This is a genomic window from Saccharopolyspora sp. NPDC045839 (assembly GCF_056431645.1).
The window spans coordinates 1-21694 of sequence record NZ_JBWKKH010000022.1 but is presented as its reverse complement, the minus strand read 5'-3'; the positions used below and the strand labels follow the sequence as shown (position 1 = coordinate 21694).

16 protein-coding genes and 1 pseudogene are annotated in these 21694 nt (G+C 69.3%); 4 read left to right on the top strand and 13 right to left on the bottom strand.

Annotated features, from left to right (window positions below; genetic code table 11):
• Positions 1 to 298: 298 nt before the first annotated feature.
• A complete protein-coding gene (locus AC07EQ_RS27050; RefSeq protein ID WP_478390675.1) occupies positions 299 to 784 on the bottom strand; it encodes a MarR family winged helix-turn-helix transcriptional regulator in 486 nt (161 codons plus the stop codon).
• Positions 785 to 982: 198 nt separating this feature from the next.
• Positions 983 to 1213 (bottom strand): hypothetical protein, encoded by a 231-nt coding sequence (locus tag AC07EQ_RS27045; RefSeq protein WP_478390674.1) that lies wholly within the window; start codon positions 1211 to 1213, stop codon positions 983 to 985.
• A 293-nt stretch (positions 1214 to 1506) separates the two neighbouring features.
• On the opposite strand from AC07EQ_RS27045, the gene AC07EQ_RS27040 reads away from it, so the two are divergent.
• The 3 genes and pseudogenes from AC07EQ_RS27040 to AC07EQ_RS27030 all read left to right on the top strand — a co-directional run bounded on the left by AC07EQ_RS27040 (position 1507) and on the right by AC07EQ_RS27030 (position 3536).
• Positions 1507 to 1944, top strand: a complete 438-nt coding sequence (locus AC07EQ_RS27040) for a cupin domain-containing protein (protein WP_478390673.1) — start codon at positions 1507 to 1509, stop codon at positions 1942 to 1944.
• A 232-nt stretch (positions 1945 to 2176) separates the two neighbouring features.
• Positions 2177 to 2533, top strand: a pseudogene (locus AC07EQ_RS27035) (family 65 glycosyl hydrolase); the annotation flags it as partial.
• Positions 2534 to 2639: 106 nt separating this feature from the next.
• On the top strand, positions 2640 to 3536 hold the full coding sequence (locus tag AC07EQ_RS27030) for a LysR family transcriptional regulator (RefSeq protein ID WP_478390672.1): 897 nt from the start codon (positions 2640 to 2642) through the stop codon (positions 3534 to 3536).
• 50 nt (positions 3537 to 3586) lie between these two features.
• Here AC07EQ_RS27030 and AC07EQ_RS27025 read toward each other — a convergent pair whose 3' ends face one another.
• The 10 genes from AC07EQ_RS27025 to AC07EQ_RS26980 all read right to left on the bottom strand — a co-directional run bounded on the left by AC07EQ_RS27025 (position 3587) and on the right by AC07EQ_RS26980 (position 12621).
• The gene (locus tag AC07EQ_RS27025; protein ID WP_478390671.1) at positions 3587 to 4429 is read right to left on the bottom strand and encodes a carbohydrate ABC transporter permease; all 843 of its coding nucleotides are present in this window, start codon (positions 4427 to 4429) and stop codon (positions 3587 to 3589) included.
• Complete coding sequence (locus AC07EQ_RS27020) at positions 4419 to 5369, bottom strand: carbohydrate ABC transporter permease (RefSeq protein ID WP_478390670.1); 951 nt, start codon at positions 5367 to 5369, stop codon at positions 4419 to 4421. The genes AC07EQ_RS27025 and AC07EQ_RS27020 overlap by 11 nt, the downstream gene beginning before the upstream one ends.
• The gene (locus tag AC07EQ_RS27015; protein ID WP_478390669.1) at positions 5366 to 6214 is read right to left on the bottom strand and encodes a metallophosphoesterase; all 849 of its coding nucleotides are present in this window, start codon (positions 6212 to 6214) and stop codon (positions 5366 to 5368) included. Before AC07EQ_RS27015 ends, AC07EQ_RS27020 begins: the two co-directional genes overlap by 4 nt.
• Complete coding sequence (locus AC07EQ_RS27010; protein ID WP_478390668.1) at positions 6211 to 7578, bottom strand: ABC transporter substrate-binding protein; 1368 nt, start codon at positions 7576 to 7578, stop codon at positions 6211 to 6213. The genes AC07EQ_RS27015 and AC07EQ_RS27010 overlap by 4 nt, the downstream gene beginning before the upstream one ends.
• A 28-nt stretch (positions 7579 to 7606) precedes the next feature.
• Complete coding sequence (locus tag AC07EQ_RS27005) at positions 7607 to 8710, bottom strand: ABC transporter ATP-binding protein (RefSeq protein ID WP_478390667.1); 1104 nt, start codon at positions 8708 to 8710, stop codon at positions 7607 to 7609.
• A gap of 511 nt (positions 8711 to 9221) precedes the next feature.
• The gene (frdD, locus tag AC07EQ_RS27000; protein WP_478390666.1) at positions 9222 to 9575 is read right to left on the bottom strand and encodes a fumarate reductase subunit FrdD; all 354 of its coding nucleotides are present in this window, start codon (positions 9573 to 9575) and stop codon (positions 9222 to 9224) included.
• A complete protein-coding gene (locus AC07EQ_RS26995; protein WP_478390665.1) occupies positions 9568 to 9951 on the bottom strand; it encodes a hypothetical protein in 384 nt (127 codons plus the stop codon). Before AC07EQ_RS26995 ends, frdD begins: the two co-directional genes overlap by 8 nt.
• Positions 9948 to 10685 carry a succinate dehydrogenase iron-sulfur subunit gene (gene sdhB, locus AC07EQ_RS26990; protein ID WP_478390664.1) on the bottom strand — a complete coding sequence of 246 codons (738 nt, stop codon included), beginning with the start codon at positions 10683 to 10685 and terminating at the stop codon, positions 9948 to 9950. The genes AC07EQ_RS26995 and sdhB overlap by 4 nt, the downstream gene beginning before the upstream one ends.
• Before the next feature lie 2 nt (positions 10686 to 10687).
• On the bottom strand, positions 10688 to 12430 hold the full coding sequence (gene frdA / locus AC07EQ_RS26985; protein WP_478390663.1) for a fumarate reductase (quinol) flavoprotein subunit: 1743 nt from the start codon (positions 12428 to 12430) through the stop codon (positions 10688 to 10690).
• An 11-nt stretch (positions 12431 to 12441) separates the two neighbouring features.
• The gene (locus AC07EQ_RS26980; RefSeq protein ID WP_478390662.1) at positions 12442 to 12621 is read right to left on the bottom strand and encodes a hypothetical protein; all 180 of its coding nucleotides are present in this window, start codon (positions 12619 to 12621) and stop codon (positions 12442 to 12444) included.
• A gap of 1183 nt (positions 12622 to 13804) precedes the next feature.
• On the opposite strand from AC07EQ_RS26980, the gene AC07EQ_RS26975 reads away from it, so the two are divergent.
• The gene (locus AC07EQ_RS26975; protein ID WP_478390661.1) at positions 13805 to 15013 is read left to right on the top strand and encodes a cytochrome P450; all 1209 of its coding nucleotides are present in this window, start codon (positions 13805 to 13807) and stop codon (positions 15011 to 15013) included.
• 9 nt (positions 15014 to 15022) lie between these two features.
• Here AC07EQ_RS26975 and AC07EQ_RS26970 read toward each other — a convergent pair whose 3' ends face one another.
• On the bottom strand, positions 15023 to 21661 hold the full coding sequence (locus AC07EQ_RS26970) for an amino acid adenylation domain-containing protein (protein WP_478390660.1): 6639 nt from the start codon (positions 21659 to 21661) through the stop codon (positions 15023 to 15025).
• Positions 21662 to 21694: the final 33 nt, after the last annotated feature.

The window sequence follows — 21694 nt, the reverse complement described above, 5'->3', positions numbered from 1 at the left end:
GACGGTGGCGCTCTGCCCCCGGGGGCTGGTGGCCCGACGCGGGGCGGCCGGGGCGTTCGGCCTGCCGACGGGCCGCGCATCGAGGCGACGGCGAGGGTGACGAGCACGCCGCCGGCCAGGTGTGCGGCATGGTAGCCGTGCGGACAGGTCGGCCCGGGTCGGCGACGAAGCCCTGACCGCCGCCCGCAGCCAGGGCCGGCGCGTAGCGACGATGGCCGCACCTCTCAAGGCCGGGTTCGCCGCGAAAGCCGCAGGAGACGAAGTGCGCCCACGCGGCAGGCAAATTGCGCGGGCGAGCTCACGCCTCACTGTCTGCGGGATAGGCGAACTTGGTCAGCAGATCAATCAGCCGCTCGGGCTCGCCGCGCCCCAGTTCGGCAACCAAGCGCTCGGCCAGCGGCTCCGCCGCCACATGGGCTGCATCGAAAAGCTCGAGGCCATGAGGCGTGATCTCCACTGCCCGCGCCCGCCGGTCCCCGGGAACGGTCTTGCGCACGGCCAGCCCCTTGCGCTCCAGGTCGTCCACGACCCGCATGATTCCCGCCTTGTCCGACCCCGTCGCCGCCGCCAGGTCCCGCTGCACCGTGGGCCCGCGGTTGACCAGCACGATCAGCACGGCAAAATGCCGCAACTCGATGCCGAGCGGCCGAAGCGCCTCCGCCATCACCGTGGCCGCGCGCCAGTGGGCCTGGCGCAGCAGCAAGCCGAGAGCGAAAGGCGATTCATCCCCGGGGCGGTCGGTCGCACGCGCGGCGGCGGTTCTGCGAGGAACGTCGGCGGTCATGAGGGCATATTACCGTCATCCGTTCATTCGATACCGTATCACTTGAAACTAAATGCGGGTGGGTATCTGCTTCGTACGCCGACGGCTCGGCAGTCGCCGCAGCAGCAGGGGCCCGGTGCACGCCCACCGTCCGCGCCGACCGGCGAAGCGGGCGCCTGATCCCACCTTCCGCCGGCCCGCGATGAGGGCAGGCGGATTTCAGCGCAGATACCCTGCGTTGATCCAGCTCTGGAATAGCTGCACCCGTTCGGCAGGCCAGGCTTCGTCGCAGGGCATACTGCCGTTCGAGAGCTTTTCGCAGATTCCATCGGCGTTGGACCGCACGTCCTGGTAGGAAGAAAGGTCGAAAAGCCCCGACATCGCCTCGATGTCCTTTGCCCGGAACAGGGGACGGATGTCGTGTTCGAAACTCGGTTCCTGCCGGCTCACTGATTCGCCTTCTTCCGAAGCTCCTGCTGCTGGGCCTCCCCCTCACCGGGCCGGACCCTGCCGACCAGTTTCCGGTCAGACCACGGGCTCTGCCACCGCAACGCCCGCTCGGTGCTTCAGACAGACCTCGCCGCCGCCCGGACCAGTCCTCAGAGGATGATCCGCACCTAGGCACCAGAGCAAATGTGTGCCGCCGGGTTGAGCCAGCACAGCACCGCCTGACCGCTGATACTGCGCCTGAAGAAGAAATCCCAGTTCAGGCGGCCCTACGCGGTGTTCAGGGAGGTCTTTTCATGTCGGAGTTCGAGTCGACGAACGACAGGCAGAAGCCACGATCGAACGCGTGGCAGTCGGCGGTCACCGTGGTGCAGGAGGCGGAGCCTCCCTTCATCCCGGCGGGTGCGCACGTGACGACCATCGTCGTCGAGTTCCCACCGGGCGACCCAGGCACCCCTGCGCATCGGCACCCCGGGCCGGCCTTCGGCTACGTGCTGGACGGCGAGATGGTGTTCGAGCTCGAAGGTCAGCCGGCGCGTGTCGTCCGGGCCGGCGAGGCGTTCTGGGAGCCAGGCGGCGACGTCATCCACTACCAGGACGGCAACAACCGCGACGACGTCCCGGTGCGCTTCACCGTCACCATGTTCTGCGAACCGGGCAAACCCATGCTCACCTTGGTGGACGAGGAAGAGCTCGACCAGCGCAAGAGCCGCCGGGCCCCGCGCACGAGCTGACCGCGAGCCCCGTCGTGTTCAACGCTCGGACATCTCTTCTCCGAGAACACGGAGGTCAAAAGAATTCAAGATGGCTGTCATCGGTGGGACCGCTCGACGAGCTGGGCGCCGGCATGTTCGCCGCCGCCCCGCGCGACGTCCTCATCGCCAAGACCACCTATCGGGAGTGGCTCGCGCGCTGACCCGGCTCGGCGACGACACAGACGCCGCGCACGCTCAGTCGTCGGCCGCGGCGGCCAGGGAGGCGCTGCGGTGGCGGCACTCCACATTGGACAAGGCGCGCACTCGGGCGGCGCAGCTCGGCCAGGCCGGGGCGGCGTTCGCGTGGCGGACCATCAACGGCGACGAATGCTCCGGCTACTGGCCGGCCGGCACCGCGGCGTTCCACATCAACGCCACCGTCGCCGATGCCACCGCCCGCTACCTCGCCGCCACCGACGACAAGGACTTCGAGGCCGAGTGCGGGCTGGAGCTGCTCGTGGCCACCGCGCGGCTGTGGACGTCGCTGGGCCACCACGACGCGCACGGCCGATTCCGCATCGACGGCGTTACTGGCCCCGACGAGTACTCCGCGATCGTCGACAACAACACCCGACCGGGTACGCCGGGTCCTCAACGCATCACAGGCCGTCGCCTGCCGTTCATCCACTGCTCCCCCGCACCCGCTAGCGTGGCGGTGCCGAGGGAGGTCGAACGTGGAGCTGCGGCATCTTGTCTCATTTCTCGCAATCGCCGAGGAACTGCACTTCGGCCGGGCGGCGGCCCGGCTGCACCTGGCGCAGCCGTCGCTGAGCCAGCACCTGCAACGGTTGGAACGCTCGGTCGGCGTGACGCTGGTCGCCCGCAACTCGCACGAGGTCCGGCTCACCCCGGCCGGGGAGACCCTCCGCGGACTGGCCGAGGAGATCGTCGCGCGGGTGGAACGGGCGGGGCGGGCCGCCCGCGCGGCCGCCGCCGGGCGGTCCGGCACCGTCCGGGTGGGCTACAACTTCCCGGCCGGACAACGGATCCTGCCCGCCGCGCTGGCCGCGCTGAACGCCCGCCACCCCGCCATCGACGTGACCATGTTCGAGATGCGCACCGGTCCGCAGCTGGCCGCTCTCGGAGACGGGCGCCTCGACATCGCGATGGTGTACGGCAAACCCGCCGCCACCAACGTCGACAGCCGCCTGCTGCTCCGCGTGCCGCTGGTCGCCGTCGTCGGCCAGGGGCACCGCTGGGCCGGTCTGGACCGGGTGCCCTTCGGCGAACTCGACGGGGAGCCCTGCGTGCTGTTCAGCCGTGCGCAGTCCTCGGCCATGTACGACACCATCTTCTCCGCGGCGCGGGCCAGCGGGATCCGGCTCACCGTCACCGAAGAGGTCGACGACCCGGGGGCGACGGCGATCCTGGCCGCCGTCAAACCCGTGGTCGGTTTCGCCTCGGCGCTGCGGGGTCGGCTCACCGACATCCGTGCCGTCGGCCCGCGGACCACCGCGGTCGGCCTGGTCGACCCGGTCCCCATCCTCGACCTCTACGCCGTCTGGCCGATCGACCACGGAGCCCTCGTCTCCGCCTTCCTCGACTGCCTCCCGACCAGCGTCCAGGAATAGCAGGGCTCAGCAGTGCGGGGCGCCGGCGCACCCCGCACTGCTCACGAGCCCTACTTCAAGCCCGAGCGGACGAAGGCGTTCACGATGTGGCGCTGCAGGACCAGGTACAGGACGAACACCGGCAGGCAGGTCAGTCCTGCCGTGGCCATCAGCGGACCCCACTCGTTGCCCTCGGTGCCGAGGAAGCTGCGCAGGCCCAGCTGCACCACCGCGTTGCTGCGCTGCAGCACCATCGCGGGCCAGAAGTACTCGTTCCACGCCGTGATCGCCAGCAGGATGCCCAACGCCGCGAGGACCGGCCGCAGCGCAGGCACCACGACCGTCCACAGAGCACTCCACGACGACCGGCCGTCCATCCGGGCTGCGTCGAGCAACTCCTTGGGGAAGCTCTTGAGGTGCTCGCGCAGCAGCAGCACGCCCAGTGCCGAGCACAGGGTCGGGATGATCACGCCGGCGAGCGTCTCCAGCAGTCCCAGCCGGGCCAGCAGCACGTAGTTCGGCAGCATGGTCGCCTGGAACGGCACCAGCCAGGTGCCCACGAACATCAGGTACAGCACCCGTTGGAACGGAAACGTCCATGCCGCGAAGGCGTACGCCGCGAGCAGCGCGATCAGCAGCTGCCCGACCGCGCTGAGCACCGCCACGATCCCGGTGTTCAGCAGCATCCCGGCCAAGTCGATCTTGCCCAGCGCGTCGACGTAGTTGCCGGTGGACAGCGGCCACGGCAACACCGACATCTCGTAGACGTCGCCGGGCGCCCGCAACGACGTGGCGTACAGCCAGTAGATCGGGAACACGCAGAACAGGCTGAGCACGCCCAGCACGAGATGCCCGATGATGCGCTGCACCGGACTGCGCGCGCCGACCGGTTCGTCAATGCGCTCAGTCGTCATGATGGCTCAACCGATCTGCCAGGCCCGCCAGCACCGCGGCGAGCACGATGAACCCCACGAAGAAGATGACCCCGGCCGCCGCGGCCAACCCGGCGTCGTGGCTGCGGAACCCGTACTCCCACAGCAGGTAGTACAGGTTCGTGGTGGCGCCGACCGGACCGCCCTGCGTGAGGGTGTCGATCAACGGGAACGTCCACTGCGCGGACAGCAGCACCGTCATCAGCACCAGGAACGCCAGCGTGGGCGACAGCAGCGGCAGCGTCACCCACCGCGTGATCTGACCCCGCGACGCCCCGTCCACCTGTGCCGCCGCCCCGTAGTCCGGGTTGATGCCGGTCAGCCCGGCCGACACCACCAGCGTGGCGAACCCGATCACGTGCCACCCGGTGATCACGATGATCACCAGCTGCGCGGTGCCGGTGGTGTTGATCCAGTTCACCTGGGTCCCCAGCGTCCGGTTGACCAGCCCCGCGGTCGGGTCCAGCAGCCACTGCCAGACCGCTGCACCCGCGACCGGCGCGACGAGCATCGGCGCGAACACCAGACCGCGGTAGACCGCCGCCGACCGGCCGCGCACCCGGCGGGTCAGCAGGCCCACGACGACCGGCAGCAGCACCGTGAACGGCAGCATGCCGCCGATCACCACGAGCGTGCGCAGGACGGATTCGCCCAGCTCAGGTGTGGTCAGCAGGCGGGCGTAGTTGGCGAAACCGACCTCCCGCATGGGCGAGGTCGGCACCAGGTTCCAGGAGTGGAACGACAGGTAGAAGGTCTGCGCCAGCGGCTGGTACGTCCACACCACCAGCAGCACGAGCGCCGGCAGCAGGTAGAGGTACGGCGGCGTGATCCGCCGCACCCGGTGCCACCGCGACCGCCGAGCGGCGGGCACGCTCGGCGTGCCCGCCACCGGTGCCGCGACCTCGACGAAAGTCCCGGTCACCAGTCCCCCACCGCCTCGTGCACCATCCGCAACCGCTCCGCCGCGTCCACGTCGTACACGCGGTCCGCGGTCGACAGCGGGACCGCGGTGGCCACGATCTGCTCGCCGAACACATCGATCCGGCTGAACGCGGCATCCGCCCCGGCTCGCAACCGCCCCCGAGGCGGGACCGCGGCCACTTCGTAGGCCAGCGCCGGGCCCACCCAGACCGGAATTCCCGCCAGGGCACCGCATCCGGCGTGGTGCGCGTGCCCGCTGACGATCAGCCGCACATCGGTGCCCTTGAGCACATCGGCCAGCCGGTCCGCGCCGCGCAGCCTCAACAGGTGCACCGTCGGCACCGGCGACGGCAGCGGCGGGTGGTGGCTGACCAGCACCGTGCCACGCGGGGACGTGGTGGCCAGCTCGTCGGCCAGCCACTCCAGCTGGGCTTCCGACAGATGCCCGTCGTGCTGACCGGGCTCGCTGCTGTCCAACGCCACCACCCGCAGACCGTCCACGGTGAACACCGAATCGCACGGACCGGTCCCGGACGGATCGTCGAGCAGCTCGGCGCGGAACGCCACGCGCTCGTCGTGGTTGCCCATCGCGTAGCTGACCTCGGCACCGAGGCGCCGCGCGGCAGGCTCCACGACGCCGCGCAGCCGCCGGTAGGCGGCCGGGGCGCCGTTGTCTGCGAGATCGCCGGTGAGCAGCAGCGCCGCCACGTCGGTCTCGGAGTTCTCGATCATCTGCACCGCGGTGATGAGGTTCGCGGTGGTGTCGACGACGCCGTGCATGAGACCGTCCGCCGGCCTCAGGTGCGTGTCGCTGAGCTGGATCAGAGTGAGATCGGGACGAGTCACTGGCCGTCACCCAGCAGCTTGGACACCTCGTCCTGCTTCGCGCGCAGCGTGGCCGCCGCGTCCGCGCCCTGGAACACCGAGCTCTCGACGGCCTCCATCATGCCGTCCCGGATCTGCAGGTAGCTCCTGCCGGGCATGGACACCCACGGCTCCAGGTTCGCCAACTGGTCCAGATTCGGCTTCAGGTAGGGGTTCTTCGCCGCCCAGCTCTGCAGGCCGTTCGGGTCCTCGACGAGGCCGGTGCGCAGCGGGAGGTATCCGATCTTGCTGGAGATCTTGGTGTATGCCTGCTCGCTGGTCAGGAACTTCATCAGCTCCCAGCCGGCCCGCTGCTTGTCCGGCGCCTGCGAGAACACGAACAGCGCGGCACCGGAGTTGGTCGCCACCGTGGGCTTGCCCGCGAAGCTCGGCATCGCGGCCGCCCCCAAGCGCCACTTCCCGTTGGAGCCCTTGAGGAAGTTGCCCTGCATCGCGCTGGATTCCAAGATCATGCCCAGCTCACCGCGGGCGAAGGCCTCCACCGCCTGCGTCTGGGTGCGGTTGGGCATCGCCCCGCTGCGCGCCATGTTCTGCATGCTCTGCACGGCCTCGACCGCCGGCGGCTCGGCGAAGGTCAGCGACTTGCGGTCCGCGGAGATCACCCGGCCGCCGTTGGACCGCACCAACGCCTGGAAGCACCAGTCCTTGGCCGCCTTGGTCAGGCAGTCCACGTAGGCGCCGTCCTTGCCGGTGCGGTCCTTGATCGCCTGCGCGGCCCGAGCCACCTCGTCCCAGGTCGCCGGCGGCTTGGCCGCGTCCAGCCCGGCGGCGGCCAGCAGGTCGGCGTTGAAGTACAGCGTCGGGGTGGAGAAGACGAACGGCACGCCGTAGGTCTTGCCGTTCCAGTCGCCGAGGGTCCGCGCGGTGGGGGCGAACGCGTGCTGCGCGCCGTCGAAGTTGCGCTGCACCTCGTCCTTGCCGACCAGGTCGTCCAGCGGAACCGCACCGAGCTGGTTGACCGTGAAGTCGAGGTCGCTGAAGCCCAGCTGAACCACGTCGGGCGGGTTGCCCGCGGTGAGCTGGCTCTGCAGGCTGGGGATCGTGTCCGTGGCCGGGTTCGAGCTGTTGCCCTGCGGTTTCTGCGCGGTGACGTCGATGTTCGGGTGCGTCTTCTCGAACTCGGCGATCAGCTCGTTGAACGTGTCGGTCCAGGCACCGGCCTGGCCGAAGTTGTAGCTCTCGAAGACGATCGAGACCTTCTGATCGGGGGCCAGCTCCGGAACCCTGCTCACCGCCGTCTGGCTGTCCGTGGCGCCGAGGCCACAACTCGTGGCGGCCAGCACCACGGCCGTCGCCGCGCTCGCCGCGGCCAAGGACCTTCTCATTTCAATTTCTCCTTGCTCTGATGGGAAATCACACGACAGCGGGAACGGGCTCGGCGGCCTGCCAGGCCAGCCTGCGGCCGCTGCCAGGATCGAAAACGTGCAGGTGCTCGGCGCGAGCGGCCAGATTCACCCGGTCCCCGGGGTGCAGGCCGAGCGGGCGGGGACCGCGCACGCAGATGGTGGAAGCTCCGACCTCGCAGTAGGCCACTTCCTCGTTGCCGAGGTTCTCCACGGTGGTCACCACTGCGCGGATGTCGGCGTCCTCCGGCGCGACCGGCCGCAGGTGCTCGGGGCGCACGCCGACGACCACGTCGCGGTCCGGCAGCTCAGCCTCGATGCCCAGGTCGAGCTCGACGTCGGAGGCCCGGGCGGTGAGTGCGCCTTCGTCGCTGCACACCGTCGCGTCCAGCAGGTTCATCGCCGGGGAACCCAGGAACCGTGCGACGAACATCGAGGCGGGTGCGTCGTAGACCTCGGCCGGGGTGCCGACCTGCTCCAGCCGCCCCTCGTTGAGCAGGGCGATGCGGGTGGCCATGGTCATCGCCTCGACCTGGTCGTGGGTGACGTAGATCGTCGTCGCGCCCAACTTGCGGTGCAGCGCGGAAATCTCCGCCCGCGTCCCGGCCCGAAGCTTGGCGTCCAAGTTGGACAGCGGCTCGTCCATGAGAAACGCGCCGGGATCGCGCACCAGCGCCCGACCCAACGCCACCCGCTGCCGCTGACCGCCGGACAGCTCGCGCGGCTTGCGGTCCAGCAGCTCCACCAGGTCGAGCTGGGCGGCCACGTCGGCGACCTTCGCGCGGATGTCGGCGCGCGACCAGCGCCGTGCCCGCAGCGGGAAACCGATGTTGCGGGCCACCGACAGGTGGGGGTAGAGCGCGTAGCTCTGGAAGACCATGGCGAGGTCGCGCTGCTGCGGCGGGGTGTCGGTGATGTCGACGCCGCCGAGCCGCAGCCGACCGCCGGAGGGCGGCAGCAGCCCCGCGATCATCCGCAGCAAGGTGGACTTGCCGCAGCCGCTCGGCCCCAGCAGCACCAGGAACTCCCCGTCCGCGACGTCCAACCAGACATCGTCCACGGCGGTGACCGAACCGAATCGACGGCTCACCCCCTGCAGTTCAATACCGCTCACTGCGCACCTCTCGCCTCTCCCGACGGGTTCCCGCCGAACGGGGCTCAGTGCAACAGCGGTTCGTGGCCGCCAGGTGAACGGCAGGAGCACCCAACGGCTGCCCGATCCCCGGGAACACCTCGCCGACCAGTGGAAAGCACTACTGCCAGCGGGCCAGCGCAATCGATGGCGATCGGAAAACCCAATCAACCGAGAGCGTCCGCCTCTAGACGTGTTGAGCTGCGAACCAACGCAGCTCCTTCTCGTCCCCCTCGATGACCTGCGGTCGCCGACCTGCCGGGGCTGGCCGAACCGATCCAACTGCGCTGGGACGAGTTCCCGCGCACGGCCACCTGGAAGATCCGCCGCGCAGCACTGCGCGAGCAGCTGTTCTCCGGCGCCGGGCCATCGGCATCGGCCGCTGGACCTGACGCCTCGCCGGCGGCATCCTCCACGAATACCGGCATGCCGCATGACCAGCGCGGATGAGGTTTCCGGCAAGGGCAAGTCACGCGCATGGCCGTCGGTTTCGCTAGGCGCTGATCAGCACGTACGCTGCGGCGATCGAGCCCAGGGCGGCCGCGCCGTAGCAGAACGCGGTGATCGGTCGGCCGAACCGCTTGAGCTGGAGGCCGTCGTAGAGGGTGTAGCGGAAGCGGTGCGCCCAGTGGAACAGCAACGCCACGCACAGGCCGAGCAGCACGACCTTCGTGGCCGGATGCCGCAGCACCGCGAGCAGGTGGGCGTGGTCCGGCGCCGGCAGCAAGCCCGTCGGGAAGGCGATCCCGAACAGCACCAGCAGCACCGGGACCAGCAGTGCGGCAACCGTCCCGCCGATGCTGAAAAGCAGCCACGCCAGCGGTTCCGGTGATCTCCGGTCAGCCATTCAGCACCACCCAGGCCACGGCGGCGGACACCGCCAGCAACAGCAGATAGTGCAACCCGAGCACCGGCCCGGGCCCCACCCGCCGGCCGCGGAACCGAACGACAACGGCCTTCGGCGTCAGGCCGAACCACGTCACGGTGTGCAGCAGGACGAACACCAGCGCCACCAGGTTCAGCGCCAGCACCCGTCCGCCGCTCCACGCGAGGAACTGCGCGTACCGGTCACCACCTGAGCCGATGGCGTGGACCAGCAACAACAGGTACACCACGAACCAGGCCACGAAGACGCTGCTGATCTCGCGCAGCACGAACAAGAAGTACGAGCGCCGCTGCAACCACCAGAACAAGGACACCGGCCGCCGGTACGCGGTGCTCATCGCGACCCCCTCGGCCACAGGAAGTCCTTGAGCGACTGCATCGCCGCCGTCAGCTTGTAGCGCTGGATCGCGCCCGCCGGGTCAACCCCCTTGGGGCAAGCGGTGGTGCACTCGCCGACGAAGGTGCACGCCCACACGCCTTCGGCCGCGGCGAGGACGTCGCGGCGCGCCTCGGCGCCCTGATCGCGGGAGTCGAGGTTGTAGCGCTGGGCCAGCGCGATGGCCGCCGGGCCGAGGAAGTCCGGATCGAGCGCGTACACCGGGCAGGCCGAGTAGCAGAGCATGCAGTTGATGCACATGCTGTACCGCTTGTACTCGTCCAGCTCCGCCGGTGTCTGCACGAACTCGTCCACCGGCGGCGGGTCGTCGCGGACGAGCCACGGCTTGACCTGCGTCAGCTTCCGCATGAAATCGCCGATCTCGACGACGAGGTCGCGGATCACCGGGAAGTTGCGCAGCGGTTCGACCCGCACCGGGCCGGGCGCGTAGTCGGTCAGGAACGTCGCGCAGGTCAGCTTCGGGTCGCCGTTGACCGTCATGCCGCAGCTGCCGCACACCCCCATCCGGCACGACCAGCGGTAGGACAGCGTGCCGTCCACCTGGTCCTTGATGTGGTTGAGGCCGTCGAGGACCACCCACTCCTGGCGCAGCGGCACCTCGTAGGACTGCACGGTCGGTGCGGCGTCCCGTTCCGGGCGGTAGCGCGTGACCTGCAGCGTGATCCGGTCCGCCATGGCTAGTCCTTCCCGTACACGCGTTCGGCGGGCGGCCAACGCGTGATCGTCACCGGCAGGTACTCGACGCGGCCGCTGCCGTCGGGCTGCCGGTGGATCAGCGTGTGGGCGAGGAAGCGCTGGTCGTCACGGGCCGGGAAGTCGGTGCGCTGATGCGCGCCGCGCGACTCCTCCCGCCGCAGTGCGCAGTGCACGATGGTTTCGGCGACGTCGAGCATGCCGGACAGTTCGAGCGTGGCGATCAACTCGGTGTTGAACGTCCGGCTGTGGTCGTCGATGCCCGCGGCGCCGAAGCGCTCCCGGAGCCGGTGGAGGTTGTCCGCCGCCTTCGACAGCGACCCTTCGTCCCGGTAGATCCCCGCGCCGTTCTCCATGGTTTCCTGCATTTCGAGGCGGATGTCCGCGATGCGTTCGCCGCCCTCGGAATGCCGCGCCAGTTCCCGTTCCAACCGGCGGTGCTCGTCGCGGCCCTGCGCCAGGACGGCCGGGGGCGGTCCGCTGCCCGCGGCGGCGAACTCGGCCGCGGCCCGGCCCGCACGTGCGCCGAACACCAGCAGCTCCGGCAGCGAGTTGGAGCCCAGGCGGTTGGCGCCGTTGATGCTCACGCAAGCGACCTCGCCTGCCGCGTAGAGCCCCGCGAGCCCGGCCGCACCGCGGACGTCGGTGTGCACGCCGCCCATCATGTAGTGGATCACCGGCCGCACCGGGATGAGTTCCCGGACCGGGTCGATGTGCTGGTACTGCAGGCAGAGTTCCCGCACGAAGGGCAGTTTGGCGTCGATGACGTCCGCACCCAGGTGCCGCAGGTCCAGGTGGACGACCGGGCCGTGCGCGGTGTCGATCGTGCGGCCCTTGTCCAGTTCGTGCACGAAGGCCTGGGACAACCGATCGCGCGGCCCCAGCTCCATACTGCGCAGTTTCGGCTCCGGCTCGGGCTTTCCCAGGTCGTAGTCCTGCAGGTAGCGGTAGCCGTCCTTGTTGAGCAGCCAACCGCCTTCGGCCCGCGCCGCCTCGGTGATCAGGATGCCGGTGAAGGGCAGGCCGGTCGGGTGGTACTGGACGAACTCCATGTCCTTCAGCGGCGCCCCTGCCCGGTAGGCCAGAGCCATGCCGTCGCCGGTCTTGATGTTCGCGTTGGTGGTGAACGGGTAGACCCGGCCGCAGCCGCCGGTGCACAGGATGACGGCACGGGCGGTGATCGTCTCGATCCGGCCGGTGGCCAGCTCGATCGCCACCACGCCGCACGCCCGTCCGTCGTCGACCAGCAGCGCCGTGGTGAACCACTCGTCGTAGCGGATGATGTCCGAATAGGACAGTGCGGTTTGAAAGAGCGTGTGCAGCAGGTGGAAGCCGGTCTTGTCCGCCGCGAACCAGGTCCGCTTCTTCTTCATCCCGCCGAACGCCCGCACCGCGATGTGCCCGTCCGGCAGCCGGCTCCACGGACATCCCCAGTGCTCCAGCCGAAGCAGCTCGTCGCGCGCCTCCGGGACGAAGACCTCGACGGCGTCCTGGTCGCACAGCCAGTCGCTGCCGGACACCGTGTCGTAGGCATGCTCGTCGAAGGTGTCGTCCGCACCGGCGACCGCTGCGGCACCGCCCTCGGCGGAAACCGTGTGGCTGCGCATCGGATAGACCTTGGAAACCACGGCAACGCTCAACCGCGGATCGGTTTCAGCGACCGCGATGGCCGCCCGCAGACCGGCCCCGCCGCCGCCCACGATCACGATGTCATGCGAAGCCACCATCCTGGCCCGCCTCACGCCTCGTGATCGGCGCTATGCTCGTCGACCAGGATCTTGCCGTCGTGGCGGACCTTCCGGATCCGCACGCTGCCGTCGTGGAACTGGTGCCGCATCGCGCGGCAACCGCATTCGTACGCCACGTCGTCGACGAGCAGCCCCGCGGCGTCACCCTCGCGATGCCGAACGCCGTTCACGAGCCACCCGCAAGGGGCCCACTCCCTGCAATGAGTGCTGGTGCCGACCACGACGCCACCCCCATGGGACGGTGACTCGGACTCAACACGAGGATACGGCCGCGCCCGCACCCCCACAAAGCTCATGCGCGGTTGCTCCGCCTAGTTCCGGAACAACCGCTCACGAAGCATTTCAGGTGAGTTCCACGTCCTTCATCTCACGCATCCGGTGCACCACGAACAACGCCAGCAACAACAGACGCCGAATGGCTCATCAGCCATCCGCCCAGCTAACACTGCTGACCTCGCCCCCTACGGAGAGCGTGCTGCGGGTCTACGGGCGGACCGAGCAGGTCGCGCAGATCGACCGGCTCAAAAGAACCCGCACACTGCATCCATTACCGGCGACGATCTCCACACCGGGCTTAGTGACACCTGGCCATTGAGCCGGGGGCCAACCGCACAGGCGTTGATCGAGCCAGTTCACGCCGACCGCTGCGCAGCTCCGCCCAACGCTTGTCCATTGTGGACCAAGTCGGCAGTGGGGGTGACGGAGTGGCAGGTAACTGCCACCCCTCCGGAGGGCCGTTCGGCGACACGCGCAGCGGTGGCAACTTGCTGTCCAAGGCTTGTGTCCAAGATCGCGATCTACCTACATTCTTGGAAGATCGATCCAAGGGCTGCGATGGTCGGTGTGCATGATCCCGATCGCGGGTGGAGTTCGGGGAGTTGGCCGGGTTCCGCCAGGACCCTACGAGTGTCCGGCTGCTCGGGCGGATGCCGACGATGCTCGCGGGCCCACGGCCGACCCGGCGTGCGGCCCGAGGCGACCACTACGGGCCGCTGCCGATCACCGAAGGCGCAGTGATCCTGCTGACCGGCCATCACCTGCCCAGCGGCGGAAATCGATCCGCGCGGATTTGGTAGTCCAAAGTAGACGCTGCCGCGGATGGTCCCGACCGCTGGACCGCCACCCGCACCAACTCCGACACGCCCGGTCCCTGACCGCGGACCTGCGGCGGACGTGGGAAAAGCCTGCCCCACCCGAGCGGCTCACCCCCTCCCGCAACCGACACGGGTTCCGGAACCTCCGTGCGAAGTCCCAACCCTGTCGCACTTCCCATTCACATCGACCCACCGGGAAGGCGCCAAGTCCCCGCACACGACAGACCATTTCCGATTCCGGAGATCGCTGGAGAAAACAGTGACCGAAGCCGATTTCACATCCACCTTCCCCGAAGCGCGCACCTGCCCCTACCAGCCGCCGAGCTCGTACCGCGAATTTCAGCAGCGCGGCCCGCTGTGCCGGGTCGAGCAGTACGACGGCGCGATGGCGTGGGTCGTCACGCGTTACGACACGGCCCGCCGACTGCTGGCCGACCACCGCCTTTCCGCCGACCGGACCCATCCGGGCTTTCCGCTCCTATCCGCCCGCTTCGAAGCGGTTCGCGAGCAACGACCGCGGCTGCCGCTCGTGGCGATGGACCCGCCGGAGCACGGCGTGTACCGCCGGATGGTGCTCAAGGAATTCACCGTGAAGCGAGTCCGCGAATTGCGCCCTGCCCTGGAGCGGATCGCGCGTCGATTCGCCGACGACCTGGTCGACGCCGGACCGCCTGCCGACCTGGTGCCGACGTTCGCCTTGCCAGTGCCATCGATGGTCATCTGCGAGGTGCTCGGCGTGCCGTTCGACGACCACGACTTCTTCCGGGACGTCGGCCAGCGCATGGCGGAAAGCGCCGACCCGGAGGACATCGCCGCCGCGCGCGGCGAACTGGTCGAGTACCTCGACGGGCTGGTCACCGCACGGCAGGGCGAGCCGGGCCCCGGCCTGATCAGCCGACTGGTCACCGAGCGCCTCGCCAGGGGCGAGCTGGACCGCGAAGACGTCGTGGCGATGGCCGAGTTCCTGCTGGTCGCCGGACACGAGACCACGGCGTCGATGATCTCGCTGAGCGTCCTCACCCTGCTGGAGCACCCCGAGCAGCTCGCCATCCTGCGGTCCGATCCGAGCGCGATGCCGTCCGCGGTGGAGGAGCTGCTGCGCTACCTCTCGGTCGCGGACCTCGCCGGTGTGCGAGTCGCCGTCGACGACATCGAGGTCGACGGCCGGCTGATCAGGGCCGGTGACGGCGTGATCGTGCCGAACGCGCTGGCCAACCGGGATCCGCTCGCCTTCGCCGACCCGGACACCTTCGACATCCGGCGGCAAGCGCGGCACCACGTCGGGTTCGGCTTCGGCGTGCACCAGTGCCTCGGCCAGAACCTGGCTCGGGCGGAGCTGGAGATCGCGCTGTCCGTCCTGCTGGAACGGCTGCCCACGCTGTCGCTCGCCGTCGACGACGTACGGGAGTTGCCGGTGCGGGCTGCGACCACGATCCAGGGGATCAACAAGCTGCCGATCACTTGGTGATCAGGTCGATCAGGTCGGCCTCTTGCCGAACAACCCATCGAGTCGACTCGCCACGACCGGCCCGATTTGGGACAGCGCCTCGGGTTTCATCAGGTAGTCGTGCTCGCTGCCGATCTCGTGAACCTCGATCTGACCGTCGACGCACGGGATCCACGCTTGCCGAGCACGCCACGGCTCGGGCGCACCGCCTCCCCGTTCGCCGACGGCGATGAACAACAACAGGTCACCGTGGAACCGGCCGGGACGGTACTGCCTGATGGCTCGCTCGTGCCGCGCGTGGTTCCGGCAAAGGCGGTCGAGGATCTGTTCGTCGAGGACGAACCCGGCCGATTCGCCGGCGTCCGCGCCGATGACATCGATGAACATGGCGCGGACATCGCGGTCCACTGCGGGTGGCGGCAGTTCTCGCTGGTCGGTCGGCGCCGGGAACGAATCGACCAACGCGAGCAGTTCGACCTCGCCGCCTTCGTCCTGGATCATCGTGGCGACGGCGTGCGCGATGATGCCGCCGAACGACCAGCCGAGCAACCGGTACGGTCCGGTCGGCTGCACGGCCCGGATTTGCGCCAGGTAATCGGACGCCATTTCCTCGACGCCGATCGGGCCGGAACGATCTTCGGTCAGATCCCGGGCTTGCAGGCCGTACACCGGTTGTTCGGGGTCGAGGTGCGGAAGCAGCCCGGCGTACGGCCAGCTGATCCCGCCGGCCGGGTGGACGCAGAACAGCGGCCGGCGGCTGCCGGTCGTGCGCAGCGGCAGGAGAACGTCCAGGCCGCTACCGATGTCTCCCGAATCCAGCCGGCGGCTCAGGTCCGCCGCTGTCGGCGCCTCGAAGAGCGCCCCCACGCCCAAAGCCACGTCGAAGTCCTTGCGGATGCGGGACACCAGCCGGGTGGCGAGCAGGGAATGCCCGCCCAGGTCGAAGAAGTTGTCGTCGACGCCGACACGCTCGACGCCCAGTACTTGGGCGAACAGGTCGCACAGGAGCACTTCGGTGCGGGTGCGCGGCGGCCTCGACCGGCCACCGCCGGTGAACGTGGGTGCCGGCAGCGCTTTGCGGTCCAACTTGCCGTTCGCCGTGACCGGCATCTCCGCCAACGCCACCACGGCGGCCGGCACCATGTACTCCGGCAAGAACTCGCGCGCGAACCGCCGGACCTCGTCACCGTCGACCTGGGCCCCCGCGGCGGGCACCACGAACGCCACCAGTCGTTTGTCGCCCGGCCGATCCTCGCGGACGACCGCTGCGGCCCGGGCGATTCCGGGATGCGCGGCAAGGGTGTTCTCGATTTCACCGGGCTCGATGCGGAAGCCCCGCACCTTCACCTGGTCATCGGCCCGCACCATGTACTCCAGTTCGCCGTCATGGTTCCACCGCACGAGGTCCCCGGTCCGGTACATCCGGCTGCCCACCGGATCTCCCGGCTTGGCGAAGGGGTTCGCCACGAACCGTTCCGCGGTGAGTCCCGGGCTGGCCCAGTAACCGCGCGCCAATCCCGCGCCGCCCACGTAAAGCTCCCCGACCACGCCCGGCGGGGTCGGCCGCAACCAGCGATCCAGCACATACACCCGCGTGTTGGCGATCGGGCCACCGATCGATGGCGGTCGCGTGTCGTCGCACCAGGCCAACGTCGACCAGATGGTCGTCTCCGTCGGGCCGTAGACGTTCACGACTCGACCGCCGGTCGCATGCATTTCGGCGACGAGCTCGGCGGGCAGTGGTTCGCCGCCGGACAACATCGTGAGGTTCCCGAAATTCGCGCCGCAGAAACCGATCAGTCCTTGCCACAACGAGGGCGTGGCCTGCACGATCGAGACTTCTTCCTGCTCGATCAAGGTGGTCAGCAGCGCCGGATCGCGAACCGTCCCGTCGTCGGCGACCACGACGGTGGCGCCGGCCAGGAGCGGGCCGAGCAGTTCCAGGGCGGCGATGTCGAACGCGAGCGTTGTGACCGCCAGCCAGCGGTCCGACTCGTCGAGCCGCAACGCCTCGCCCATGCCGAGCAGCAGGTTCCGCAGGGCCAGCTCGGGGACGACCACGCCCTTGGGCTTCCCGCTGGACCCGGACGTGTAGATGACGTACGCGGGGTGCAGCGGATGTGGGGCAGCCGGGCGGTCCGCGTCGGTGAGGTCCGTTGCCGGTAGCCGGTGGAGCGAGTCCCGTACCTCGCCGTCATCCAGCACGACCAGCGGTCGGGAAACCCCGGGCAGTCGTCGGGCCGTGTCAGCGGTGGTCAACACGATCGCCGGGTCGGCGTTGCCGAGCACGTGCCCGATGCGTTCCCCAGGATGGGCCGGGTCGATCGGCAGGTAGGCGCCACCGGTCTTCAGCACGGCCAGCAGGGCGACCACCATCTCCGCCGAGCGCGGCATCGCCAGGGCGACCACGCGCTCCGGGCCCGCACCCAGGCCGATGAGGTGGCGGGCGAGCCGATTCGCGCGCGAGTTCAGCTCCGCGTAGGTCAGCCTCGCCATGCCGGACACGACCGCCTCGGCGCTCGCGGACTTGCCGGCCTGGGCCTCGAACAACGCGAACACCGACGACTCCGGTTGCAGGTCCGCCTCGGTGGCGTTGCACTCGACCAACAACCGTTCCCTTTCGGCCGCGGTGACCGCATCGATGTCCGCAACGTCCCGATCCGGGTCGTCGGCCATCATCCGCAACAGCGCGTGGAGCCGGTCCAGCAAGACCTCGATCGCCGGTCGGTCGAAGACGTCCGACCGGTAGTCCAAGCGCAGTTCCAAGCGCCGCCCCTGCACGACGAGGCTGAGCGGGTAGTGCGTGGTGGTGTGACTGTGCGCGTCAGCAACCCGCAACCCACCCACCGAGTCGAGCATGGCCGGATCGACCGGGAAGTTCTCGAACAGGACCAGGCTGTCGAAGAGTCCGCTGTGTCCGGTCAGCCGCTGGATGTCGCTGAGTCCCAGGTGTTCGTGCTGCGTCATCCGCAGCTGGTCTTCCTGCATCCTGGAGAGCAGCGCGGAAACGGATTCGCCCGCCTTGATGCGGACGCGGACCGGCAGGGTGTTGACGAACAGGCCGACCATGCCCTCGATGCCCGGCAACTCCGGTGGCCGTCCGGCGACGGTGGCACCGAAGACCACGTCGTCGCTGCCGGTCAACTGCCCCAACAGCAGTGCCCACGCGCCGCGGACGAACGTGTTGAGCGTCCAGCCGCGGCGCCGTGCGAGGGCCGCCATCGATTCGGTCAGCTCCGGCGGTGGTTCGAACGTGACCTGGTGACGTCGCGGCTGCGCTCGGACGACCTCCGCGTTCGGCGCGATGCGGGTCGGCGCCTCCAGTCCGCGCAGCATCTGCCGCCACGCGGCTGCCGCCGCCGGCCTGTCCTGCGCGGCGTGCCACGCCAGGAAATCCCGGTACGGGGTGGCCGGCGGAAGCCCGTCCTCTTCGCCGTGCTCGTAGAGGTGGAACAGATCGCGCAGCAGCACGGGCATCGACCAGCCGTCCAGCAGGAGGTGGTGGTTGGTGAGCGCCAGGAGGTGGGACTGTTCGCCGAGGCGGATCAGCGTGAACCGCAGGAGCGGGGGCGCGGCCGGGTCGAACCGGTGCGACCGCTCCGCATCCAGGAGCCGCGCCGACTCGGCCCGCCGCTCGTCGGCAGCGACGTGCCGGAGGTCGATTTCCTGCCAGGGCAACGCCACGGAACCAGGCACGACCTGGACCGGGCGTTCGACGTCGTCGCACCAGAAGGCGGCGCGGAGATTCGGATGGCGCCGCAGCAGTGCTTCCGCGGCATTGCGCAGTGCCTCGGGATCCAACGACCCGGCCAGCTCCAGGGACAGCTGGACCACGTAGTCGTCGGAGTTGTGCTCGTCGTACAGCGCGTGGAAGAGCAACCCTTCCTGCAGCGGTGTGACCGGCAGGATCTGGGCTGCCCCGCGCTCGCCGGGCCGCGAGTACTCGGCCTGCACCCGGGCGATCTCGTCCGCGGTCAGGTCGACCAGGAGCGGTTGCGGTTCCGCTGCCGGGGGCACCGACTGCTCCTGCGGCGCGGCTGCCCGAGCCAACGCGGCCACGGATTTGTGCTGGAACACGTCTTGCACGGTCATCGGTATCCCGGCCGCCTTGGCCCGGCTGACCAGTTGTACGGAGGAGATGCTGTCGCCGCCCAGGTCGAAGAAGTTGTCGTCCACCCCGACCGTTGCCGCGTCGAGCACCTGGCCGAACAGACCGCACAGTTCCGCTTCGAGCGGTGTCCGCGGGCCGCGCCCCGCAGCGGACTTCGCGAAGTCCGGTTTCGGCAGTGATTTCCGGTTCAGCTTTCCGCTCGCCGTCATCGGCAACCGGACCAACGCGACCACGGCGGCCGGGACCATGAACTCCGGCAGCTTCGCGCGGACGAAATCCCGTACCTGGCCGACGTCCGGCCCATCGCCCGAACTGGGCACGACGTACGCGACCAGCCGCCTGTCGCCCGGCCGGTCCTCCCGCACCACGACCGCGGCTTCGGCGATCCCCGCGTGCTCGGTGAGCCTGTTCTCGATCTCGCCGGGTTCGATCCGGAAGCCCCGCACCTTCACCTGGTCGTCTGCGCGCCCCAGGTACTCCAGTTCACCCTGGCGGTTCCACCGGACCAAGTCCCCGGTCCGGAACATCCGGGACCCGGCCGGGCCGAACGGGTCCGCCACGAACCGGTCGGCGGTCAGCCCCGCACGACCCCGGTACCCCCGCGCCAAGCCCACGCCCGCGACGTACAGCTCCCCCACCACGCCCGGTGGCACCAGGCGCATGCGGCCGTCCAGCACGTAGACCCGGCTGTTCGCGACCGGGCGGCCGACCCGGACCGGACCGTCCCCGGCTTCCCAGAACAAGCTGTCCGCGCTGGCCTCGGAGGAGCCGTACAGGTTGAGCAGCAGCGAATCCGGCAGGACTTCCGCATGGCGCTCGACGAGAGCGCGGGGCAGGGCTTCACCGCTGGTCACCCAACATCGGACGGACGCCAACGACCTGGAGTAGGCGTCGTCCAGCAGCACCCGCAGCAAGCTCGGCACCACCGTCACCCGCTCGACCCCGTGCTCCGCGACCAGGCGCACCAGGCCGCTGGGATCCCGCAGGACGTCGTCCCCGGCCAGCACGACCTTGCCCCCGTGCAACATCGTGCCGAGCAGTTCGGTGGCGCTGTCCAGGAAACTCAGCGAGCTCCGCGCCAGGACCGTTGACGACCGCCACTGCGGATACCGCTCGCTGAACCACTGCCAGCGGTTCGCAAGACCCGCGTGCAGTCCGACGACTCCCTTCGGCACGCCGGTCGAACCGGACGTGTAGATCACGTAGGCGGGGTGCAGCGGCAGCAGCGGCGCCGGTCGCTCGGAGTCCGCGACGTTCTCCATCGAACGCCCCTGGCCCACCAGGTCGTCGACCAGCAGGCAAGTCGCGTCGGTCCTCGGCAGCGCGGCGCGCACCGCCGAGGACGTCAACACCACCGCCGGCCGGGCGTCGGCGAGCATGAACTCGATCCGACTGGCCGGATATGCCGGGTCGATCGGCAGATAGGCGCCACCGGCCTTCAACACGGCGAGGACCGCGACCACCATCTCCACCGAGCGGGGTATGGCCAGCCCCACCACCTGTTCAGGTCCCACGCCCAGCTCGACCAGGTGCCGGGCGAGCTGGTTCGAGCGCGCATTCAGGTCCCGATAGGTCAACTCCGCACCTTCGAACACCAGCGCCACCGCGTCCGGCGTTCGCGCCACCTGCTGCTCGAACAGGTCCGGCAGCACCAGCGACGACGGCAGTGGGATCGCCGCGTCGTTCCACGAGGTCAACAGTCGGCGCCGTTCGGCGGCATCCACCACGTCGAAGCTGCCGATGCTCCGATCGAGCTCATCGACCGCGGTCTCCAGCTGCCTGCGGAACCGGGACAGCAGGGACTCCACAGTGGATCGGTCGAAGATGTCGGTGTTGTACTCGACCGTCAGCGCGAGACCCGTCGGGCTGCTTTCGAAGTGCACGCCTTCGTCGACGCTGACGAGCAAATCCACCCGGGCCGCGCCGACATTCACCGGCAACAGCCGACCGCGCGCGCCGGGGAGGCTCAACTCGGTGCGCGGCGCGTTCTGCTGCGTGAGCATCACCTGGAACAGCGGGTGGTGGGTCAATGTCCTGGTCGGCTTGAGCACGTCGACGAGATGCTCGAAGGGAACGTCCTGGTTCTCGTAGGCCGCCAGGTCGGTGTCCCGGACGCGGCGGACGAGTTCGCGGAAGGTGGGATCGCCGGAGGTGTCCACCCGGAGCACGAGGGTGTTGACGAAGAATCCGACGAGATCGTCCAGCGCCTCGTCGGTACGGCCTGCGACGACGGAGCCGATCACCACGTCCTCGCCGACGTTGAGCCTGGTCAGCAGTGCAGCCAATCCGGCGTGCAGCACCATGAACAAGCTTGCGTCGCAAGCCCTCGCCACGTGGAGCAATCGGGCGTGGAGGTCTGGTGACCATTCGACGACGAATGTCTCGCCACGGTGCGATGCAACCGTCGGATGCGGTCGGTCGGTGGGCAATTGGAGCTGTTCCGGAGCACCCGCCAATTCCTGCTGCCAAAAGCCGAGTTGCCGGGAAACAAGACTTTCCGGATCATCCTCATCCCCGAGAAGATCCCGCTGCCAAAGAGTGTAATCCGCATACTGCACCGGCAACGACCCCCACACCGGCACACCACCACC